This is a genomic window from Dyadobacter sp. HNCC25DJ185, assembly GCF_056895195.1.
In genome coordinates, this window is the sequence record NZ_JBXHAR010000001.1 from 399,591 (window position 1) to 417,179 (window position 17,589).

Annotated in this window: 13 protein-coding genes; 10 read left to right on the forward strand and 3 right to left on the reverse strand. The window is 48.9% G+C overall.

Annotated elements, in window-relative coordinates; all coding sequences use genetic code 11:
- Positions 1 to 31: 31 nt before the first annotated feature.
- Positions 32 to 793, reverse strand: a complete 762-nt coding sequence (locus AC1XUF_RS01590) for an alpha/beta fold hydrolase (RefSeq protein WP_483339839.1) — start codon at positions 791 to 793, stop codon at positions 32 to 34.
- 119 nt (positions 794 to 912) lie between these two features.
- Here AC1XUF_RS01590 and AC1XUF_RS01595 point away from each other — a divergent pair, with 119 nt between their 5' ends.
- The 8 genes from AC1XUF_RS01595 to AC1XUF_RS01630 all read left to right on the forward strand — a co-directional run bounded on the left by AC1XUF_RS01595 (position 913) and on the right by AC1XUF_RS01630 (position 11,415).
- Positions 913 to 1,272 (forward strand): winged helix-turn-helix transcriptional regulator, encoded by a 360-nt coding sequence (locus AC1XUF_RS01595; protein WP_483339840.1) that lies wholly within the window; start codon positions 913 to 915, stop codon positions 1,270 to 1,272.
- A gap of 142 nt (positions 1,273 to 1,414) precedes the next feature.
- Entirely contained in the window at positions 1,415 to 2,560 is a 1,146-nt protein-coding gene (locus AC1XUF_RS01600) for a glycosyltransferase family 87 protein (protein WP_483339841.1), read from the forward strand.
- On the forward strand, positions 2,550 to 3,296 hold the full coding sequence (locus AC1XUF_RS01605; RefSeq protein ID WP_483339843.1) for a glycosyltransferase family 2 protein: 747 nt from the start codon (positions 2,550 to 2,552) through the stop codon (positions 3,294 to 3,296). The genes AC1XUF_RS01600 and AC1XUF_RS01605 overlap by 11 nt, the downstream gene beginning before the upstream one ends.
- Positions 3,278 to 4,102 (forward strand): polysaccharide deacetylase family protein, encoded by an 825-nt coding sequence (locus AC1XUF_RS01610; protein ID WP_483339844.1) that lies wholly within the window; start codon positions 3,278 to 3,280, stop codon positions 4,100 to 4,102. The genes AC1XUF_RS01605 and AC1XUF_RS01610 overlap by 19 nt, the downstream gene beginning before the upstream one ends.
- Positions 4,103 to 4,425: 323 nt before the next feature.
- Positions 4,426 to 5,589, forward strand: a complete 1,164-nt coding sequence (locus AC1XUF_RS01615; RefSeq protein WP_483339846.1) for a DUF3616 domain-containing protein — start codon at positions 4,426 to 4,428, stop codon at positions 5,587 to 5,589.
- Positions 5,590 to 5,645: 56 nt separating this feature from the next.
- A complete protein-coding gene (locus AC1XUF_RS01620) occupies positions 5,646 to 8,081 on the forward strand; it encodes a hypothetical protein (protein WP_483339847.1) in 2,436 nt (811 codons plus the stop codon).
- A 140-nt stretch (positions 8,082 to 8,221) separates the two neighbouring features.
- Positions 8,222 to 9,976 (forward strand): arylsulfatase, encoded by a 1,755-nt coding sequence (locus tag AC1XUF_RS01625; RefSeq protein ID WP_483339848.1) that lies wholly within the window; start codon positions 8,222 to 8,224, stop codon positions 9,974 to 9,976.
- 62 nt (positions 9,977 to 10,038) lie between these two features.
- Complete coding sequence (locus AC1XUF_RS01630; RefSeq protein ID WP_483339849.1) at positions 10,039 to 11,415, forward strand: sulfatase family protein; 1,377 nt, start codon at positions 10,039 to 10,041, stop codon at positions 11,413 to 11,415.
- A 61-nt stretch (positions 11,416 to 11,476) separates the two neighbouring features.
- On the opposite strand, the gene AC1XUF_RS01635 is transcribed toward AC1XUF_RS01630, so the two are convergent.
- On the reverse strand, positions 11,477 to 12,133 hold the full coding sequence (locus AC1XUF_RS01635) for a response regulator (protein ID WP_483339850.1): 657 nt from the start codon (positions 12,131 to 12,133) through the stop codon (positions 11,477 to 11,479).
- Positions 12,134 to 12,778: 645 nt separating this feature from the next.
- Between AC1XUF_RS01635 and AC1XUF_RS01640 the strand changes: the two genes are divergently transcribed.
- Complete coding sequence (locus AC1XUF_RS01640) at positions 12,779 to 15,154, forward strand: glycoside hydrolase family 95 protein (protein ID WP_483339851.1); 2,376 nt, start codon at positions 12,779 to 12,781, stop codon at positions 15,152 to 15,154.
- 13 nt (positions 15,155 to 15,167) lie between these two features.
- Here AC1XUF_RS01640 and AC1XUF_RS01645 read toward each other — a convergent pair whose 3' ends face one another.
- Positions 15,168 to 16,091, reverse strand: coding sequence for a metallophosphoesterase family protein (locus AC1XUF_RS01645; RefSeq protein WP_483339852.1), 924 nt, complete (start codon positions 16,089 to 16,091; stop codon positions 15,168 to 15,170).
- Between the two features lie 496 nt (positions 16,092 to 16,587).
- On the opposite strand from AC1XUF_RS01645, the gene gap reads away from it, so the two are divergent.
- Positions 16,588 to 17,583, forward strand: coding sequence for a type I glyceraldehyde-3-phosphate dehydrogenase (gene gap, locus AC1XUF_RS01650; RefSeq protein ID WP_483339853.1), 996 nt, complete (start codon positions 16,588 to 16,590; stop codon positions 17,581 to 17,583).
- The last annotated feature ends 6 nt before the right edge of the window (positions 17,584 to 17,589 follow it).

Consider the following 17,589-nt stretch of genomic DNA (forward strand, 5'->3'; position numbering starts at 1 on the left):
CGGATGGTTTCCATGCAGCTGGGCCGTGTGCTCATTTGCCCGTCGCATCATGCAAAACTAACTCCAATTTCTTCACCAGATTCTCAGGCTGCTCGCGCATGGAATAATGGCCGCCTTCCAAGGTGTAAATTTTCCAGTTTCTTACCCTTGCCCTGGCGACTCCCATTTTGTCGGTACCGCTGTCGCTCTTGCCGTTTTTGGTCATGAGAATAAAAGCGGTCGGGATTTTTTTGACCAACGGGTTACTGATCCTGAGTGGCTCGGTAAAGGTTTTCAGAGGTTGCGCCACATCGGTGGGCGGCGTTGATTTTGCGGTGCCGAACGGGTACTCCACCAGACCGTCCCTGATTTTGGGTTTCATCAGTACATCCCAGATATCGCCGCAAACCGCCTGGGCGCTTTCGCCGTCGTTGGGCACCATGGCGTCCAGATAAATGAGGTTGCCGATCCGGCCGGGTATCTGCTCTGCCACACCGGAAATGACCATGCCGCCATAGCTATGGCCCACCAGGACGACGTTATGCAGATTTTCAAATAGGATTACGTTTACGATATCCGTGATGTAGGTGGTGAGGTTGATATCTGGATGAGACAAATGCACCCGTTCTCCCAGCCCGGTGAGGGTAGGTCGGTAAACCTGGTCGCCCTGGGCACTTAAAATAGAATCTACTCTGGCATAGTCCCAGCCGCCATCCCAGGCACCATGCACAAACAGGAAAGTACGTGGCCGGTGCGATTGCCCGAAGCAGGCCGTAGTAAAAAGGAGGGCAAAAATCAAAAATGGTTTTTTCATGATGTGTTCTGGATTGTTGGTTAGAGGCACAAAATTAGGCGCAATTAGTTACCAAAAGATAGTTGTTACCTATTGGTAAGTAGTTACCTTTGGGTAAGGAAACTTCTTTAAAAAAAGATATGGAAAGCAAAGAACCGGTCTGCCAGTACGAATTGATGGCTGCAAGAGACGCATTGGAAGTGGTCCAGGGCAAATGGCGTATCCCGATCATCATTTCCCTTACTTATGGCAAGAAGCGATTTGGCGAAATTCAAAGGGATATCTCGGATATATCGCCTAAAATGTTGTCGCAGGAATTAAAGGCGCTGGAAGAAAACAAGATCATCACGCGCACGCTCTACGATAGCATGCCTGTTACGGTGGAATACGACCTAACGCCGCTGGGCCAGTCGATGAAAAATCTTTTGTTCGAATTGCGGAGCTGGGGTAAGCATTTCAGGAATGAGATTGTCGGGAAGCAGCCGGATGCAACGGACTGACTGAGAGACAGGGGGATAAATACTATTTGGAATTAATATAATATTAGGAAAAAATTAAAATATGCGAAGTTTTGGTCAGACACTATTTCGTAAATCGGGCAGTATTTATCTTTGGACAAAACCCCCTAACAACAAAGAATAAATGAAGTCCCTTTTTCGATTTTTTTCTCAGGAAAAAATGATACTTGCTGTGTACGCTTTGCTCAGCATTGTCATTGCCCTCCAGCATTACAGGGGCGGGCCCGACCGCTACAACAATTTCAGGATTTTCAGGGCGGCATTGTGGCATCTGCTCGAACAGAAGAACCTCCATCTGGAGTACCCCTCCGAATACTGGGACCTGTTTCTCTACAACCCCACGTTTTGTATTTTTTTTACTCCTTTTGCAGTACTGCCGGTTGGTGTCAGCATGGTTTGCTGGGCGGTTTTCTGTGCGCTGGTACTTTTTTTTGCCATCAGTTCCATGCCCCTGAAAGCAGATCAGAAAGTTTTCTTCTGGTGGTTTATCTTGCTTGAGCTGGTTACTTCGCTCCACAGCCAGCAAACCAATCCACTCATCGCGGCGTTCGGGTTGTTCACTTTTTCGTTTCTCGAAAAGGACAGGCCCAGGTGGGCGGCGTTATTTCCGGTTCTCGCATTTTGCATCAAGGGATATGGCCTCATTTTCGCCGGACTTTTTCTGTTTTATCCCCGAAAGGGACAGTATATTCTTTTTTCGGTCCTTTGGGCAGTGGTTCTCGCCTTGCTCCCGCTACCGGTGACGGGCCCCGCCTATTTTGTCCAGATCTATAAAGACTGGCTTGCGGTACTGGTACAGGACCACCAGGTCAACTATGGATTTTCCGTCATGGGATTGCTGAAAATCTGGTTCCCTTACTTCACTCCCGAAGGTGTTACCAGGATACAGCTCGCTGGGTTGGCCCTGTTGGGGCTGACTTTGGTTGTCAGTCTTGTCAAAAAGGCTTATTCCGACGGAAAGCAGCGGGTCTTGATACTGGCTTACCTGTTTTTGTGGGTGATTTTGTTCAACCACGCAGCAGAGTCCCCCACTTATGTGATCGCGATTCCGGGCGTGGTGCTGTTTCACCTGATCAACCGGGACAGGCTGCGTCCCTGGTCGACCGTCCTGATCATTTGCGTATTTGTTTTCTGCGTGCTTGCCCCGACGGATCTCTACCCGCTTTCCTGGCGAAAGCATTTTTTTCAGCCCTATCTGATTAAAGTGATTCCCTGCCTGCTGGTCTGGTCAGTGCTTCAGATTCAATTACTCCTTCATCATGAAAACTAAGAACGAAAGTCAATTGCCGGGTATCAGCATTGTGCTGCCCTGCTACAACCCTTCGCCGGGTTGGTGCGAAATATTACAAACGTGTATCTGTGAACTTCATGAAAAGCTGCCGGATGTCGTTATTCAGTATATTATCTCCAACGACGGTTCTACGCGCCTGGATCCCGAGCAGGTGGCCGCGCTGCTGACCATGCCGGGTGTGCTGTTTCTGGATAACCCCGTGAATGAAGGTAAAGGCTCCGCAATCCGGAAAGGAACGCTCAGGTCCACCGGGGAGATCATTATCTATACCGACATTGATTTTCCTTTTGGCACAGACCCCGTCGTGGAAATGGTAACTTTGTTTCAGAATAATCCGCGATGCTGGTTTGTATACGGAAACCGGAATGCCGAATACTTCAAAAAGCTACCCTGGAAGAGAAAGCTGTTTTCCAAATGTCTTCAGATCATGAACCGGGTCATTTTGAGCAAGCGTATAACGGATACCCAGGCCGGGATCAAAGGACTGAGAAGGGAGATATTGCCGGAGATCCTGCAGACGAGGACCAATACCTTTGTCTTTGAGGTGGAATTAATGCGTAAGCTGCTAAGAAAAGGAATTGGCATTGAAAAAGTCGACGTTTGTGCCAAATCGTCCATTGTTTTCACCGATTTCAGCATCAAGGTACTTTTCAGAGAGGCAGTCAATTTTGCAAAAATCACAATCATGAACAGACAATGGACCGATCTTTCATAATGCTGACCTTCGACCTGGAGGAGTTTGATATTCCAGAAGAATATGGACAACCGGTACCCGAAAGGGACCAGATTCAGGTAACACTCACCGGCATGGAACGCCTGCTGGCCGTCTTGGATGCGCATCAGATCCGTGCCACTTTTTTTACAACCGGTAATTTTGCAGACAAAAATCCTAAACTGATACGCCATCTGGCCCAAAAGCACGAGATCGCGTCGCACGCGCTCTACCATGCGCACACGCACGAATTCCGGGAATCAGATATGGTGCATTCGAAAAGAATCCTGGAGGCTATTACAGGCAAAGAAGTAACTGGCTTCCGTATGCCGCGGCTCAAACCGTTTGACGTGCATGCACTGGCCAAATGGGGTTATCATTATGACTCATCCATTAACCCAACCTGGCTACCTGGCAGGTATAACCTGCTGAACAGAAACCCGTTGCCAGAAATCATCGACAGCCTCGTCGAAATACCGTGTTCCACGACACCCTGGCTCAGGTTCCCGCTTTTCTGGCTGTCGTTCAAGAACCTTCCGCTCAGCTGGTACCTCGCATTATGCAGGCTGACACTCAAAAAGCGGAAAAACCTCATGCTTTACTTTCATCCTTGGGAGTTTGCCGATCTGGCCGCCTACCCGTTGCCGGGGTATCTCAAGAGCCCCGACGGCGACCAACTGACGGAGAAATTGGACCAACTGATCACCGGATTAAAAAAAGGGCAGGGCCGTTTTGTGACCTGCCAGACTTTTTACAAGGATTTCATGCATGGCATTGCAGAGAGCAAAAACTCACTGCCTGCTCACTGAAACCGCCGGTCACCGGGAAGATATTCTGATCATTGGCTTTTGCCATATTAGAAGGACGGGCTGGCTGTGTTTAGGTCTGTTTGCACCAGATTGTACAGCCCCTGTCTTTTCACTTTTTTTGCCAATCTCCGCCTAATTTTTACCGACAGCGGCGTGCAGGTCCCACGGACCGGTGGTTCCTTGTGCCAGGACGTATACGTCCGAACGTCAAAGCTTTGTAAGACAATTATTTACCGGCTCATTATTTACTTCCTTTCCTTCTATTTTAGCACAAATACATCAGTGCTACGCCGTCCTCCGACTTTAATCCAACCCGAAAAGCTATGATCAGCCCCCAATTTGCGATCCTTGAATTTGATCCCGCCAAGCAATCAATCACTCCAAAGAAACAGCTTCGGGACGGCTTATCCGTTTCTGTGCTGGTAGGAGACTGCCTCTGGGTTGCCAATGATGAAACCGTCAGTCTGGAGCGTCTGACGCTAAAACGCAAAGACCCGGATGGCTACCTGTTCGGTGATCATGAACAATTTCCTTTGGCGAAATTTTTGAACCTTCCGGTCCCGTCTCCCCCGAATGATATTGAAGAGGTTGACCTGGAAGGGCTGGATTGTGACGGAGGTTATCTCTGGTTGGTAGGCTCGCACAGCCTGAAACGCGCCAAGTCGGATCCTTTTGATCAGGAAAGCAAGCACGACCGGCTTAAAAAGTTACATCAAGTGAAACGGGAAGGTAATCGGTTTCTGCTTGCCCGGATACCCATTTCAGGCAATGAATTGGAGCCAACGTCCGGAACACTTACAGCAGCTCAATTACCGGGTAACAGCATTGGCAACGAACTGACCGAAAAATTAAGGGGTGGTAAGTTGAAATTTGTCGATCATGAAAAAGAGAAAGTAAGGGTAAAAGTCGATGGTGATTTGGTCAGATTATGCGATGAGGCACTCAATGGCGACGAGCATCTTGCACCGTTCCTGGATATTCCGAGCAAGGACAATGGCTTTGATATCGAAGGGATGGCTGTGAGAGGCGATCGGGTTTTTCTGGGTTTGAGAGGACCGGTATTGCGCGGATGGGCCTTTATCATTGAGTTGAAAGTGGGTGAGCACGAGGAGGACGGGCGGACTGTCCTGCATATTGCAGATCTGAAAAAACATATCCTACATTTGGGTGGCCTGGGAATCAGGGATTTATTCATTCGGGGCCAGGATATTTTCGTTTTGGCAGGTCCAACCATGGATCTCGATGGACCGGTTTCCATTTTCCGTTGGATAGGAGGCTTCGATTCCGCAAATGACCATCCGGTGCTGGTCAAAGTGCGGGATATCCCATTTGGACAAGGTGAGGATCATGCAGAGGGGATGTGTTTATTGCCGGCGGAGTTTGGCGGGGATGGCGATGCTGTTCTGGTTGTATACGATTCTGCTTCACGCGGCAGAAAAGTAGGGGCGGCGGCAGCCGTGGCGGATATTTTTCCATTGTTTGGATAGAAGCATTTGTTTTCCAGTTGCCAGTAAAATCAATCAACCTCCTCTTAACTATTTAAATGATGCGTATCCTAGCCACGATTCCCCCATTACTGCTGATCCTGCTCATCTCTTTTGCCGTGTATCTGATCGGGAAGGCAGGAATTATTTCCAGGTGTTATCACAAGATCATTGGGTTTCTTCAGGGAGTTTTTGCTCTGCCTGTCGTCTCGAGGCAGAGGTTGTTCACCGCTTTCTGGACAGTCGTACGGCATAACTGGTACAGCTTGCTGATGATAACGCTGCTTTGGTACCTGCTTTTCAAACAGGACGTTGGCGAGGACACCATAGAGAGTTACATGAGCAACCTGACTGATTTTTCCTGGCTTGAAAAATACCTTTCCATTTTATCTCTTTTTGCCTGTGCATTCACGCTCACGCTTTGCGTATGGATCATTCCGTTCTTTTTGTTTTCGGAAATACGGGTACATGAGTTAAAGAAAGATGTTGTGGCGTTTTACACCCGTTCGAAGATCTTGTCACTCTTTGCGATACTCCCGTTTTACATTCTCGCCAATGCATTTCTTTTGCACGGTTATCCGAAGACTTTAACCAAACCCTGGCATTTCCTGGTTATTAATCTTTTGATCATTGTCGTATTCTCCGCCATTGAGTTTCTGATATCAATGGTACGGCCGAAACAAACCCATCAATCGGCAGAAAACCGGAGGAAGAAGATTAAATCGGACAAACGATACCTTCGCACCATTGCGTCCATTCTTCTGGTTGAGCTGATATGCATTGCCTTTGTCGCTTTTCTGACCGGGATAGAGGCTATCAAATCTGACGTGGTCGTCAGTGTATTCTTGTTTATCAGCAGCGGAATGGTATTTCGGTTCCTCTTTTTTACAGATGAATCCGAGAAAAGTAAGGAAGAAGTAGAAGAACTATTTCTGATTTATACGGACACAGCTCATAAAAAAGAAAATAAGATCGTGTACCAGTCCCTGTTTTTCCTGATCGGTCTCTGGAATTTATATTACTATTTGATCCCGTCGCTTACAGAGACGAATACGCTATATGTCCTGTTCTCCTGTTTTAGTTTGATTGTCATCTATCTCGATTATTTCCGAAACCGTTTTCAAATGGGCGGATGGAAAAACAAGGCCATTTCCATGACCGCGCTTTTGATATTTTTAATAGCCCCTGTCCTCACACCTGACAACCAGTTTAGAGTTGCGTTGCTACCGGTACAGGTTAACGAAAAATCGCCGTCATACAATGATTTTACCCTTGAGAGTGCGCTTGCGGAGCGGATCAGACAAATCGACAGTCGCCAAAAAGGGGCTCCCGTTTATATTGTGTGTGGAATGGGCGGCGGTAGCCGGGCAGGGTTTTTTACCTCATCTGTGTTAACAAAGATAGATTCCCTTTATCCGAACTTTTGGGACCATACATTATGCTACAGCACCATTTCGGGTAGCTCGGGAGGTATTTATCACTACATCAAAGCGCGGGAAGCCAAACCGGACGGCCGACAAAATATCCTCCGGAGAATCTATCAAAGAAATTATAACACGAGCGGCGGGTACGGGCTGTTGTTAGTCGACCCGATTGAAGCACTTTTTGGGAAGATCCTCACGGTACCCAAGAAGTGGCTGTTGGATACAATTCCTCCCACGGGCTTTTACGACCGGAACGTGCGGCTCAGGATGGAGTACGAAGTCGCTATGCAACAAGCGCTTGCGGATAAAAGCAAAAATGACGATCAAAAAAAATGGTTTCATAACTATTGGGACTATACTTTTTCAACCGGAACATCTGCTCCGGACGGGTTTAAGACTTTCTTCGCCGGAAAGCTGGATAGATTACCCATTCACCTCGTCAACTCCTTTGAAGTAAATTCAGGACAGCGGACCATTCTCTCACCATTTTGTGTAAGTGACACGAGTTTTTTTTCAAATGTTATTCTGCCTATGCAGGATCCCGTTTTTGATGTAGATATCGCGAAAAAGGATATCCGATATCGCGACGCGGTGCATCTGTCGGAGCTTTTTCCTTTTGTGAGCGCGGTGTCGACCATTGGAGAAAGCCCACAGCAATTTGCCGATGGCGGAAATTTTGAGAATTATGGATTGGCAACCGCTCTGGATATCGTAAACTATCTGATCAGCCATCAGTTAATTGAGCGGGACAGGATTAAAGTTCTGTTATTAAAGAACAGTGCACAGTTACCTAAAATCCCCACAAGCAAAGGTCAACTGGTTGCTCCGTTGATTGGTGCTCTGAATGCGCCTTTTACGGGGCATGCCAATCATTTTTTGCAGGAGGCGACCAAATTGCTTCAGGGGAATTTTAGCATCATCCCGTACCCTGCCGAACAAGTGGGCTTCGAGGTCCCGCTTACCCGAGCATTAACTGGCCATCACATTGCAAATATGACGCAGAATATCAATGAGCGGCGCAGCATTCCTATGATTGATTCTGCCGAAGCCAGGGTTCCGGCTGTCCGGTAAAACCTGCGAGATGCAAGCTTCAACTGTATTTGCTTTCCATGAAAACGGAAGGGACCCCGACAGGGAATATTCTAAAATATTAATCCATTAAATTGGTAGGATAAATAGTTTAATTAAATTTATGCCGCTTATCTTACACGATGAAGAAATATTTACTGATCCTGTTACTTTCCATATCGGGCAAAGAGGGTGTCAATGCCCAGAAAACGGCGCGCCCCAATATCGTGCTGATCATGACCGACGACCAGGGTTATGGTGACTTTGGGTTCACGGGCAATCCGTATGTAAAAACACCGAACATCGACCAGCTCGCGGCCCGTTCTACGAGGCTGACCAATTACCATAATGCTCCCGTATGCGCGCCGACACGTGCCAGCCTCCTCACCGGGCGTTACCACCAGCGCACAGGTGTTCACGATACCTATAATGCAGGGGCGATCATGGCCTCCGAGGAAATCACTCTGGCGGAAATCCTTGGTAAGAATGGCTATAAAACCGGGATTGTAGGTAAATGGCATCTCGGCGATAATTATCCTTTCCGGCCCTCGGACCAGGGTTTTCAGTATAGCCTCGTGCATGGCGGCGGCGGGGTAGGACAGCCGGGCGACCTGATCGAGAATTTTGTGAGGACCGACAGTTGTTACTTCAATCCTGTTTTGATCGAAAATAACCGCAAAGTGGAAAGCAAGGGTTATTGTACCGACGTTTTTACCGATTATGCCCTGCGGTTTTTGAAGGAAAACAAAAGCGCGCCTTTTTTTCTTTACATATCCTATAATGCCCCGCACACCCCGCTGCAGCTGCCCCGGAAATACGAGGATATGTACCGGGACGTGCAGTTCGACTCAGATTTTGACAGACGGAGAGATCAGCCCTGGTCGGCCATGACCGACCGGGACAAGGAAGATGCGCGAAAAGTGTACGGCATGGCCACCCACATTGACGACAATGTGGGCAGGATCCTGCAGGAATTAAAGAACCAGAAATTGGATGAAAATACCATCGTGATCTTCCTGACCGACAACGGAAACCAGCAATTGCGCTTCAACACTGGTTTTCGCGGATTAAAAGGGACGGTTTACGAGGGAGGGACCAGGGTGCCGTTCCTGATTTCAGGGGCCGGACTTTTTCAGGCTGACAAAGAAGTGCATGCATTGCTTGCGCACGTGGACCTGTTACCAACGCTATTGGAAGCGGTCAAAATCACATTGCCCAAAAACGTTGAAACCGACGGGCTACCGGCGTTGCGTATTCTGCAGGGGAAGACGGATCCCAAAGAGCGGATTTTATACAATTCCTGGAACCGCGGCTGGCCCGAGCCTTACCGGAATGCAGCTTTTTACAAAGGCAGGTACAAGCTGACAGCCGTTAATGCCCGGGAAGGTGATTTCCATTCATTCGGCCTGTTTGATCTTGATAAGGACCCTTACGAAAAGTCGAACCTGGTAGACAGCGCGCCTGAAATTGCAAAAGACCTTAAAAAGGGGATGGACAGCGTTTTTGCCGCTATTTCGGCCAGTCCAAACCTGAGTCCGAGGCGGATGATCGTAGGGTCACCTCAAGAGCCGGTTTCAATCCTCACACGCCAGGATATGGGAGGCACCGCAATGAACAACTGGCTTTCGGACAAAGCGACGGGCTATTGGAATATTTCTGTCTCTAAAGATGGCTTTTATGACTTTAAGGCGATCCACACCAAGCCTTTGCCGCCTGGCACACGTGCCTTGGTGCGCGTCGGAAACGTACAGAGAAGTGTCGTTTCAAAAAATGAGAAGAGCTCTGTTGATCTCAATCAAATATTCCTTAAAAAAGGCGATTACCAGGTCGAATCCTGGTTTGAAGGCCGCGACGGCGTGACAGGCCCATACTATCTGGAAGTCGCAGAGAGCAAATGATCGGCATAAGCATTTGATCATGGGACAAATGCCGACCTTAAACTATATAAATCGAAATGAGCGTGAAGACAAAACTTACATTCCTGTACATCCTTTGCCTAGTTACCGCAACCGGCCAGGCGCAGCAAAAAAGTAAGCCCAACATCGTGGTTATTCTGGCCGACGACCTCGGTTATGGCGATATAGGCGCATTCGGTGCGACAGACATCCGCACGCCAAACATTGACAAGCTGGCCGCTAATGGTCTGAAAATGATATCTTTTTACTCAACGTCACCGGTGTGCAGCCCTACCCGGGCTGCGCTGATCACCGGCCGTTATCCCAAGAGACTGGGGATCGAGCACGTGTTTTTCCCAGAAAGCTTTACCGGGATCCCATCTGAGGAAGTTACCATTGCAGAAACACTGAAGGGCAATGGCTACAGGACCGCAATCTTTGGGAAATGGCATCTGGGACATCACAGGCAATTTTTGCCGCTGCAAAACGGTTTTGACGAATATTATGGCATTCCCTACAGCAACGATATGCAGGGTGTGGTTTACCTGCGCGGGAATGATGTGGATAGCATAAAGGTAAACCAGAAATACATCACCAGAACTTACACCAACGAAGCGACGCGGTTTATCGGACAGAACAAAAACAGGCCGTTTTTCTTGTATGTGACGCACAATATGCCGCACGTGCCCTTGTACGCTTCGCCCGGATTCGAAGGAAAGTCAAAAAGGGGGCTTTACGGGGATGTGATCGAGGAGATCGACTGGAGCGTGGGCGAAATCGTAAAATCCCTGAAGAGTAACGGGTTGGAAGACAATACCCTGGTCGTTTTCACCAGCGATAACGGCCCCTGGCTGATCTTTGATGTAGAAGGCGGTTCGGCCGGGCCATTGCGGCAGGGAAAGGGCACTACTTTCGAGGGTGGGCAGCGCGTTCCGGCGGTGGCTTACTGGCCCGGTAAAATCAAGCCCGGAAGCGTTTACGACGACCTGGCCACGCAGCTTGATCTTTACCCAACCATTGTGAACCTGACCGGCAGCCAGAAAACGCAAACCAAAAAGCCGCTGGACGGGGAGGATATCAGTGCGGTTCTGTTTGGTACCGGAAAGCGGAAAGGGACCGAATTCGCCTATTATTCCAATGGCATCATCGAAGCTTTCCGGAAAGGTGACTGGAAACTCCGTTTACCGCAGGCAGAGGTTAAGGCAGGCGAGGCCGTCGTAGTGCCTGCTACTGATACGCTTCTTTTTAACCTCAGGGCCGATGTGGGCGAAAAGAACAACCTGGTAAAAACCAATCCTGAAAAAGTGAGGGAATTGCTTGCGGCCTGGAAAGCATACGAAAAAAACCTGGGCGAAATGCCCCCTGCACTGGTGCAGCGGATGCCCGCCGACAATAGCCACATCATCAAACGGGCGGAAAGGGCGAAGAAAAGCGCAAAGTGATGACCCGTACTTGGCCGGCCCAATGCGGATTGTTCATGTAAGAGGTTGTTGCTTTACCGCGTTAAACGTCGCAGGTACGGTCCGCCGCTTTTTTGAAAAGCGCCACTTTTTGATGCAGCTCAATGATATTGGAAACACCCAGTTTACCGAAGATTCTTGATTTGTAAGTGCTTACAGAGCTTTCGCTGACGTGCAATCTGAACGCGACCTCTTTAATCCAAAAACCTGCTATCAGCATATCCATCACTTCAAGCTCCCTGGCAGACAAGTCCATGATCGGGTTGTTGGTATTTCTTCTGGGGTCGTTCAGATTGGCAATCATCTGGTTTCTGATGGATGCGCTCAGGTAATTTCCGATTTCGAGAACAGAAGTAATCGCATGTTCGATTTCCTTTTTTTCTGCGTTCTTCGACAGGAAGCCGTTTGCCCCGGCTTTTAAATAAAATACGGCGTAGATATTTTCATTGATGGATGAAAAGACGAGGATCTTTACCCGGGGAAATAATTTTCTGATCCGTTCAATGACATTGAAGCCAGCTTCTTCCAACCTTGCAATATCCACGATCACAAGGTCCGCCGCATGTTCCGAGAGTTTGTAAAACATCTCACTGCCTGAGATAGCCTCATTGACAGAAGCATGATAGGGCATGCCTTCGATAATCGCTGCCAGGGCAGCGCGAACAATGTAATGGTCATCAACAATCAAGACTTCTTTCATACCTTCCAATTCAGTTCCTTGGGCCGCATATAACAATAGCGGAATCAACAGGTGCCGACAGTTCATGCTGACGGGTGCCCTGAGCGGTTTCTGTTTTTAAGGTGGATTGTAAGGTAAGTCGGTATTTGAAATGACTTCCAGATGACTTCCGGATATGGGCAAAAATAGTTAAGAGCCATTAAATACAAATATTTCTCAGATTCTTTTTCGGGTAGAATTTATACATAAGGCACCCGCTAAAAATTGGGGAGGAACTCTCCTTTTTTATTGGGGGGCAATTGTGGCTGTTGCGGCACCAGGATGGTAATAATTTGCATCTTAAGAATTGTAAGGCCAGTTTCTGATCCTTTTGAAAATTCAATATCAAAGCAATCAAAGGTACAGTCCGCTTGTTTGTATGCAGATAACGGATGAGAGCCTGGTGCTTAGCTGCGCTGACTGTTTTAACTTTCTGCATTACACATTCCTCTTGCTGATGACGACCTCTGCTGGTATAGCGATCTGGTAAACGCAATGGCCATCCCTGGAATACGGGTAGAGGCGGTCCCGGCACCGGAACAAATCGGGCTAGATTATTGATATCAGGCTCTTCTTTTTTTATTGGAAGTGCGCCTTTACTTTTATGGTTATTTTTCAAACTGATTCATGAGGCCCTTTCCGACCAGCTTGCTTTTTGCACTCTTCCTGATTATCTCTCACCGCGAATCCTTAGCGCAAACCAATCGTAACCCGCACCCGCTGGTGTTGTGGTATGACAGCCCTGCCAGGGAATGGATGACCCAGGCGCTGCCCATCGGCAATGGGTATGTGGGGGCTATGTTTTTCGGCGGCGTCGACGAGGAGCGGCTGCAATTTTCGGAGGGAAGCCTTTGGGCGGGGGGTAAAAATGCCAACGCCTCGTACAACTTCGGGCTGAAAAAAGGAGCAAGCCAATATTTACCGAAAGTCCGCGAATTACTCGCCGCCGGAAAGCTGAAAGAAGCCCACGAGCTCGCCAATAAGGAACTCACCGGGGTAATTCATGAAAAGAAGGAAAATACGCCCTCCAGCGACTTCGGGGCACAGCAAACAGTGGGGGACCTTTACGTAGGCATATCCCACCAGGGCGATATCCGGAACTACCGAAGGGAATTGAATATTGCGGATGCGGTGGGGAAGGTTAGCTATGATGCAGGCAGCAGCCATTTTGAGAGAACATTCCTGGGGAATTATCCATCGAAAGTGATGGTCTACAGATTCCAATCGTCCACACCGGAAACCTACGCGATAAGGTTCGTGTCCCCCCATCAAAAGGAATATGAGCAGTTTGCGAAAAACCAATACACTTTCGGAGGAAGTCTGAAAGACAATCACCAGGAATTTGAAACAGTTTACCGTATCGATACGGACGGCAAAACGGCATTCAAAGACGGGGTTTTAACAGTGACCAACGCCAGGTCGGTGGTGCTCGTCCATACGGTTGCCACGGATTACGTGATGCAGTTTCCGTCCTACAAAGGCAATGATTATAAAAAAGCCAACCGCGCCATCATGGGAAAAGCGGCTGCTAAACGCTTCGAGGCCTTATATGCGGAGCAGCAGAAGGACTATCACGGCCTTTTTGATCGCGTATCGCTGCGGCTAGGCAAAGGACAGCCTCAAAATATGCCTACAAACGAGAGGCAAAAAGCGTATGCGGCCGGCGGGTCCGACAATGGCTTGGAGGAATTGTATTTCCAGTACGGCCGCTACCTGATGATTTCTTCGACCCGCCCGGGTACGATGCCCATGAGCCTACAGGGCAAATGGAACGATAGCACCAATCCGCCCTGGGCCAACGATTACCATACCAATATCAATGTGCAAATGCTGTACTGGCCCGCGGAGGTCACCAACCTGTCGGAATGCCACCTGCCACTGATGGATTTTACCCAATCCATTGTTGAGCCGGGCAGGCTGGCAGCGAAGGAGTTTTTCAATGCCAGGGGCTGGATTGTGAATACCATGCTCAATGCTTATGGCTACACTTCGCCGGGCTGGGATTTTCCCTGGGGGTTCTTTCCGGGAGGGGCGGCCTGGCTGTCACAGCATTTAGGGGAGCATTACGCATTTACCCATGATCAAGCATTTCTGGAAAATACGGCCTATCCGGTAATGAAAGAAGCGGCCCTTTTCTGGATGGACTACCTGACCGACGATGGCAAAGGGCATCTGGTATCCTCACCGTCGTATTCGCCCGAGCAGGGTGGCATTTCCACCGGTGCTACCATGGACCACGAAATTGCGTGGGATATCCTCAACAATACAGCGGAAGCGGCCGCAGTGCTCGGCGTGGACAAAGACTTTGCGGAAAAAGCGGCAAAGACCCGCGACAAGATCCTGCCTTTGCAAATCGGAAAGTGGAAACAATTACAGGAATGGCGCGAAGATGTGGACGATTCGACCAACCATCACCGGCACGTATCACACCTTTTTGCATTGCATCCCGGAAAGCAAATCTCGATAGGTGAAACACCAGCCGAAGCACAGGCCGCCAAAATAAGCCTCAATGCCCGCGGCGACGATGGAACGGGGTGGTCATTGGCTTGGAAAGTGAATTTTTGGGCGCGTTTGCAGGATGGTAACCGTGCGCACAAATTATTCAAAAGTGTTTTAAGGCCTGTGAACGACCAGGGTACCAATATGGCCGACGGCGGGGGATCTTACTCCAACCTGCTGTGCGCGCATCCGCCGTTCCAGCTGGACGGTAACATGGGCTCTACCGCCGGCGTAGCCGAAATGCTTTTGCAATCCCAGACCGGCGCCATCGAACTCCTGCCCGCTTTGCCCGATGTATGGCCCGCCGGCGCTGTAAAGGGGCTGAAAGCCAGAGGAAATGTGACTGTGGATGAAGCCTGGGAAAATGGGAAGCTGACCTCGGTTTCAATCATTTCGCCCGAGCCGCAGACACGAACGCTGAAATATGCCGGAAAGACGATAAAAGTAACCTTGGCCGCCAATACGCCCAAAATGTTGCATTTGCGTGATTTCGGTTTCAAATAGAGGGCCCCGGGCATTAATTGCTTCGATAACCCACATATTCGTTGGAAAAGGACCCGTCGTCGAAAAGGTCGATAATGGCGTAACCGGGCCTGGTTTCTTTATATTTTCCCATCCAGTAGTTACCGCAAACCGCACCATTGCAGCAATAGGTCACCTGGTTATATTCCACACGGTCCTGTAAATGAATGTGCCCGCTGACCGCGAGTCTGACATTTTGATGTTTGTGGAAAAGTTTGACGAGCTGCGCCGAATCCATGTGCATCCAGCTGCCGGGAACTACCCAGTTTCCGTCCCTTAAATTGTCGCCGTCGAAAAATACACTGGCGGATAAAATGGGAATGTGCGAAGCAATCATAACCGGCACGCGGTCCGGCGTACTTTTCAGATCTTCCGCCAACCAATGCATTTGCGCTTCATCCAGGCTGGCCAGGTAACCAGTGTCGCCAATCCGGGGGTGTACGCTGTCGAGCAGGATGAAATGCCATCCATTGAGGTCAAAGCTGTGATAAGGCTTTGCCATTTTTGTTTCGTCCATGGCCCATTTTTTACCGTCCTGGAAGCCGTTTTCGGACAACGACGGATACCAAATGTCATGATTGCCAATACAGGAAACCATGGGCAGACTGTTTTCGGAGGATAAGACCCGATTGTAAAGCCTCCATTCTTTGGAAGCCTTTTCTCTGGAACTGCCGTGGGAGCCCATCACCGAATCGCCCGTGTTGAGTATTAAATCAGGTTTAATGTCCAGATTTTGGAGATGATGCAGGCATTTTTCAAATCCCTTGGCCGCCCACAAATGAGGCTGAACATGGATGTCGGTAATGTGGGCGATACGCAAAACCCGTTTAGGCGAAGGGCTGGCGTATTGAATCCCTTCTGGAGCAGGCCATCCGCCGACCATTATTCCAAGCGTTTTCAGAAGATCTCGTCTTTGCATCTTGCTCAGGCATGTTTCGCGAAGATGCCTCTTCTGTTTAAACCCTGTGTTATTGGGAGGTTACCTGATTATTAATCTTTCCTGGCAGGCACTTGCATCGCATTACCAACACGATGACCACTTTCGTAGTAGGGCGCGGCCAGGCGGGACCGGTATGAGAAACCACTTTACATGGAAAGAAAGTGAAGCTACATAGTCTCTTTCTCACGGTGTTTCTTATCCATATCGACTTTCGAGATAAAATAACCCCGACCCCCACGCGCCTCCATTTCGCTGGAAGGGGAGCTCTGGCGCAGAAAGATCCGATGGATTTAGCAGCGTGGTCGGTAGTAGCAGCCGGCGTCCCGGTATAGCTCGTTATCCTGATATGTAGATGAACTACTTTGGCAGAAATTGTATAAAATTTGTCATTTATGCCAAAATCATAATTGGTTAAATTTGTATGTTGATTCAGGTCCGGAAAAGTGAGGCCTGGACGTACCTAAATTACCCAGATATGAAAATTGCAATTAATGGTTTCGGAAGAATAGGCCGCATGGCTTTGCGCGCCTTACAGAATAAGGAAAATGTTGAAATTGTAGCAATCAACGATTTAACCGATATTAAAACGCTGACGCATTTGCTCAAATACGATTCGTCCCACGGCCATTTTCCCGGCCAGGTTTCTGAGGACGGGACCCACATCCGCGTCAATGGAAAGGATATTATCCTGCTCAGCGAAAAGGCTCCTGAGAAATTACCCTGGAAAGATTTTGGAATTGATGTCGTCATTGAATCCACAGGCCGTTTTACGGAAAGGGACAAAGCACAACTGCATATCAATGCGGGTGCCAAAAAAGTGCTGATCACGGCCCCGGCTACGGGTGGTGTCAAAACCATCGTCAGTGGTGTCAACAATGATATCATCACCGCGGATGACGATATTTATTCAACGGCGTCCTGTACGACCAATGCTATTGCGCCGGTTCTGCATGTGCTGGATAAGGAATTTGGAATTGAATCGGGTTATATGAGTACCGTGCATGCTTTCACGGCAGATCAGGTATTGCAGGATGCTCCACACCGTGACCTGCGCAGGGCGAGGGCTGCGAGCCAATCCATCATACCCACTACCACCGGTGCGGCAAAGGCAATCGGCGACGTACTGCCTAACCTGAAAGGCAAACTGGACGGCTTCTCCTACCGTGTGCCTGTCGTGGACGGTTCCATCGTGGATCTTTCACTTAATCTGCTCAAAGAGGCTTCGTCACAGGAAATTAATGATGTATTGAAATCCTATGCTGTAAACCAGCTGAATGGCGTGCTGGAATATACCGAAGAACAATTCGTGTCGGTCGATATCCTGGGCAATACCCATTCTTCGATTGTCGACGGTACGCTGACCAGAAGTATCGGAAAGATTGTGCAGGTTGTTGCGTGGTATGATAATGAAGTGGGTATTTCAAACCGTATTTCCGAACTAGTTTCCGAACTTGCGGGTAAGACCCGATAAAAGCAA

Excerpts from the sequence above, each read along its gene's own strand:
- AC1XUF_RS01590 (WP_483339839.1), bottom strand. The coding sequence starts at position 793 with ATGAAAAAACCATTTTTGATTTTTGCCCTCCTTTTTACTACGGCCTGC.
- AC1XUF_RS01595 (WP_483339840.1), top strand. The coding sequence starts at position 913 with ATGGAAAGCAAAGAACCGGTCTGCCAGTACGAATTGATGGCTGCAAGA.
- AC1XUF_RS01600 (WP_483339841.1), top strand. The coding sequence starts at position 1,415 with ATGAAGTCCCTTTTTCGATTTTTTTCTCAGGAAAAAATGATACTTGCT.
- AC1XUF_RS01605 (WP_483339843.1), top strand. The coding sequence starts at position 2,550 with ATGAAAACTAAGAACGAAAGTCAATTGCCGGGTATCAGCATTGTGCTG.
- AC1XUF_RS01610 (WP_483339844.1), top strand. The coding sequence starts at position 3,278 with ATGGACCGATCTTTCATAATGCTGACCTTCGACCTGGAGGAGTTTGAT.
- AC1XUF_RS01615 (WP_483339846.1), top strand. The coding sequence starts at position 4,426 with ATGATCAGCCCCCAATTTGCGATCCTTGAATTTGATCCCGCCAAGCAA.
- AC1XUF_RS01620 (WP_483339847.1), top strand. The coding sequence starts at position 5,646 with ATGATGCGTATCCTAGCCACGATTCCCCCATTACTGCTGATCCTGCTC.
- AC1XUF_RS01625 (WP_483339848.1), top strand. The coding sequence starts at position 8,222 with ATGAAGAAATATTTACTGATCCTGTTACTTTCCATATCGGGCAAAGAG.
- AC1XUF_RS01635 (WP_483339850.1), bottom strand. The coding sequence starts at position 12,133 with ATGAAAGAAGTCTTGATTGTTGATGACCATTACATTGTTCGCGCTGCC.
- AC1XUF_RS01640 (WP_483339851.1), top strand. The coding sequence starts at position 12,779 with ATGAGGCCCTTTCCGACCAGCTTGCTTTTTGCACTCTTCCTGATTATC.
- AC1XUF_RS01645 (WP_483339852.1), bottom strand. The coding sequence starts at position 16,091 with ATGCAAAGACGAGATCTTCTGAAAACGCTTGGAATAATGGTCGGCGGA.
- gap (WP_483339853.1), top strand. The coding sequence starts at position 16,588 with ATGAAAATTGCAATTAATGGTTTCGGAAGAATAGGCCGCATGGCTTTG.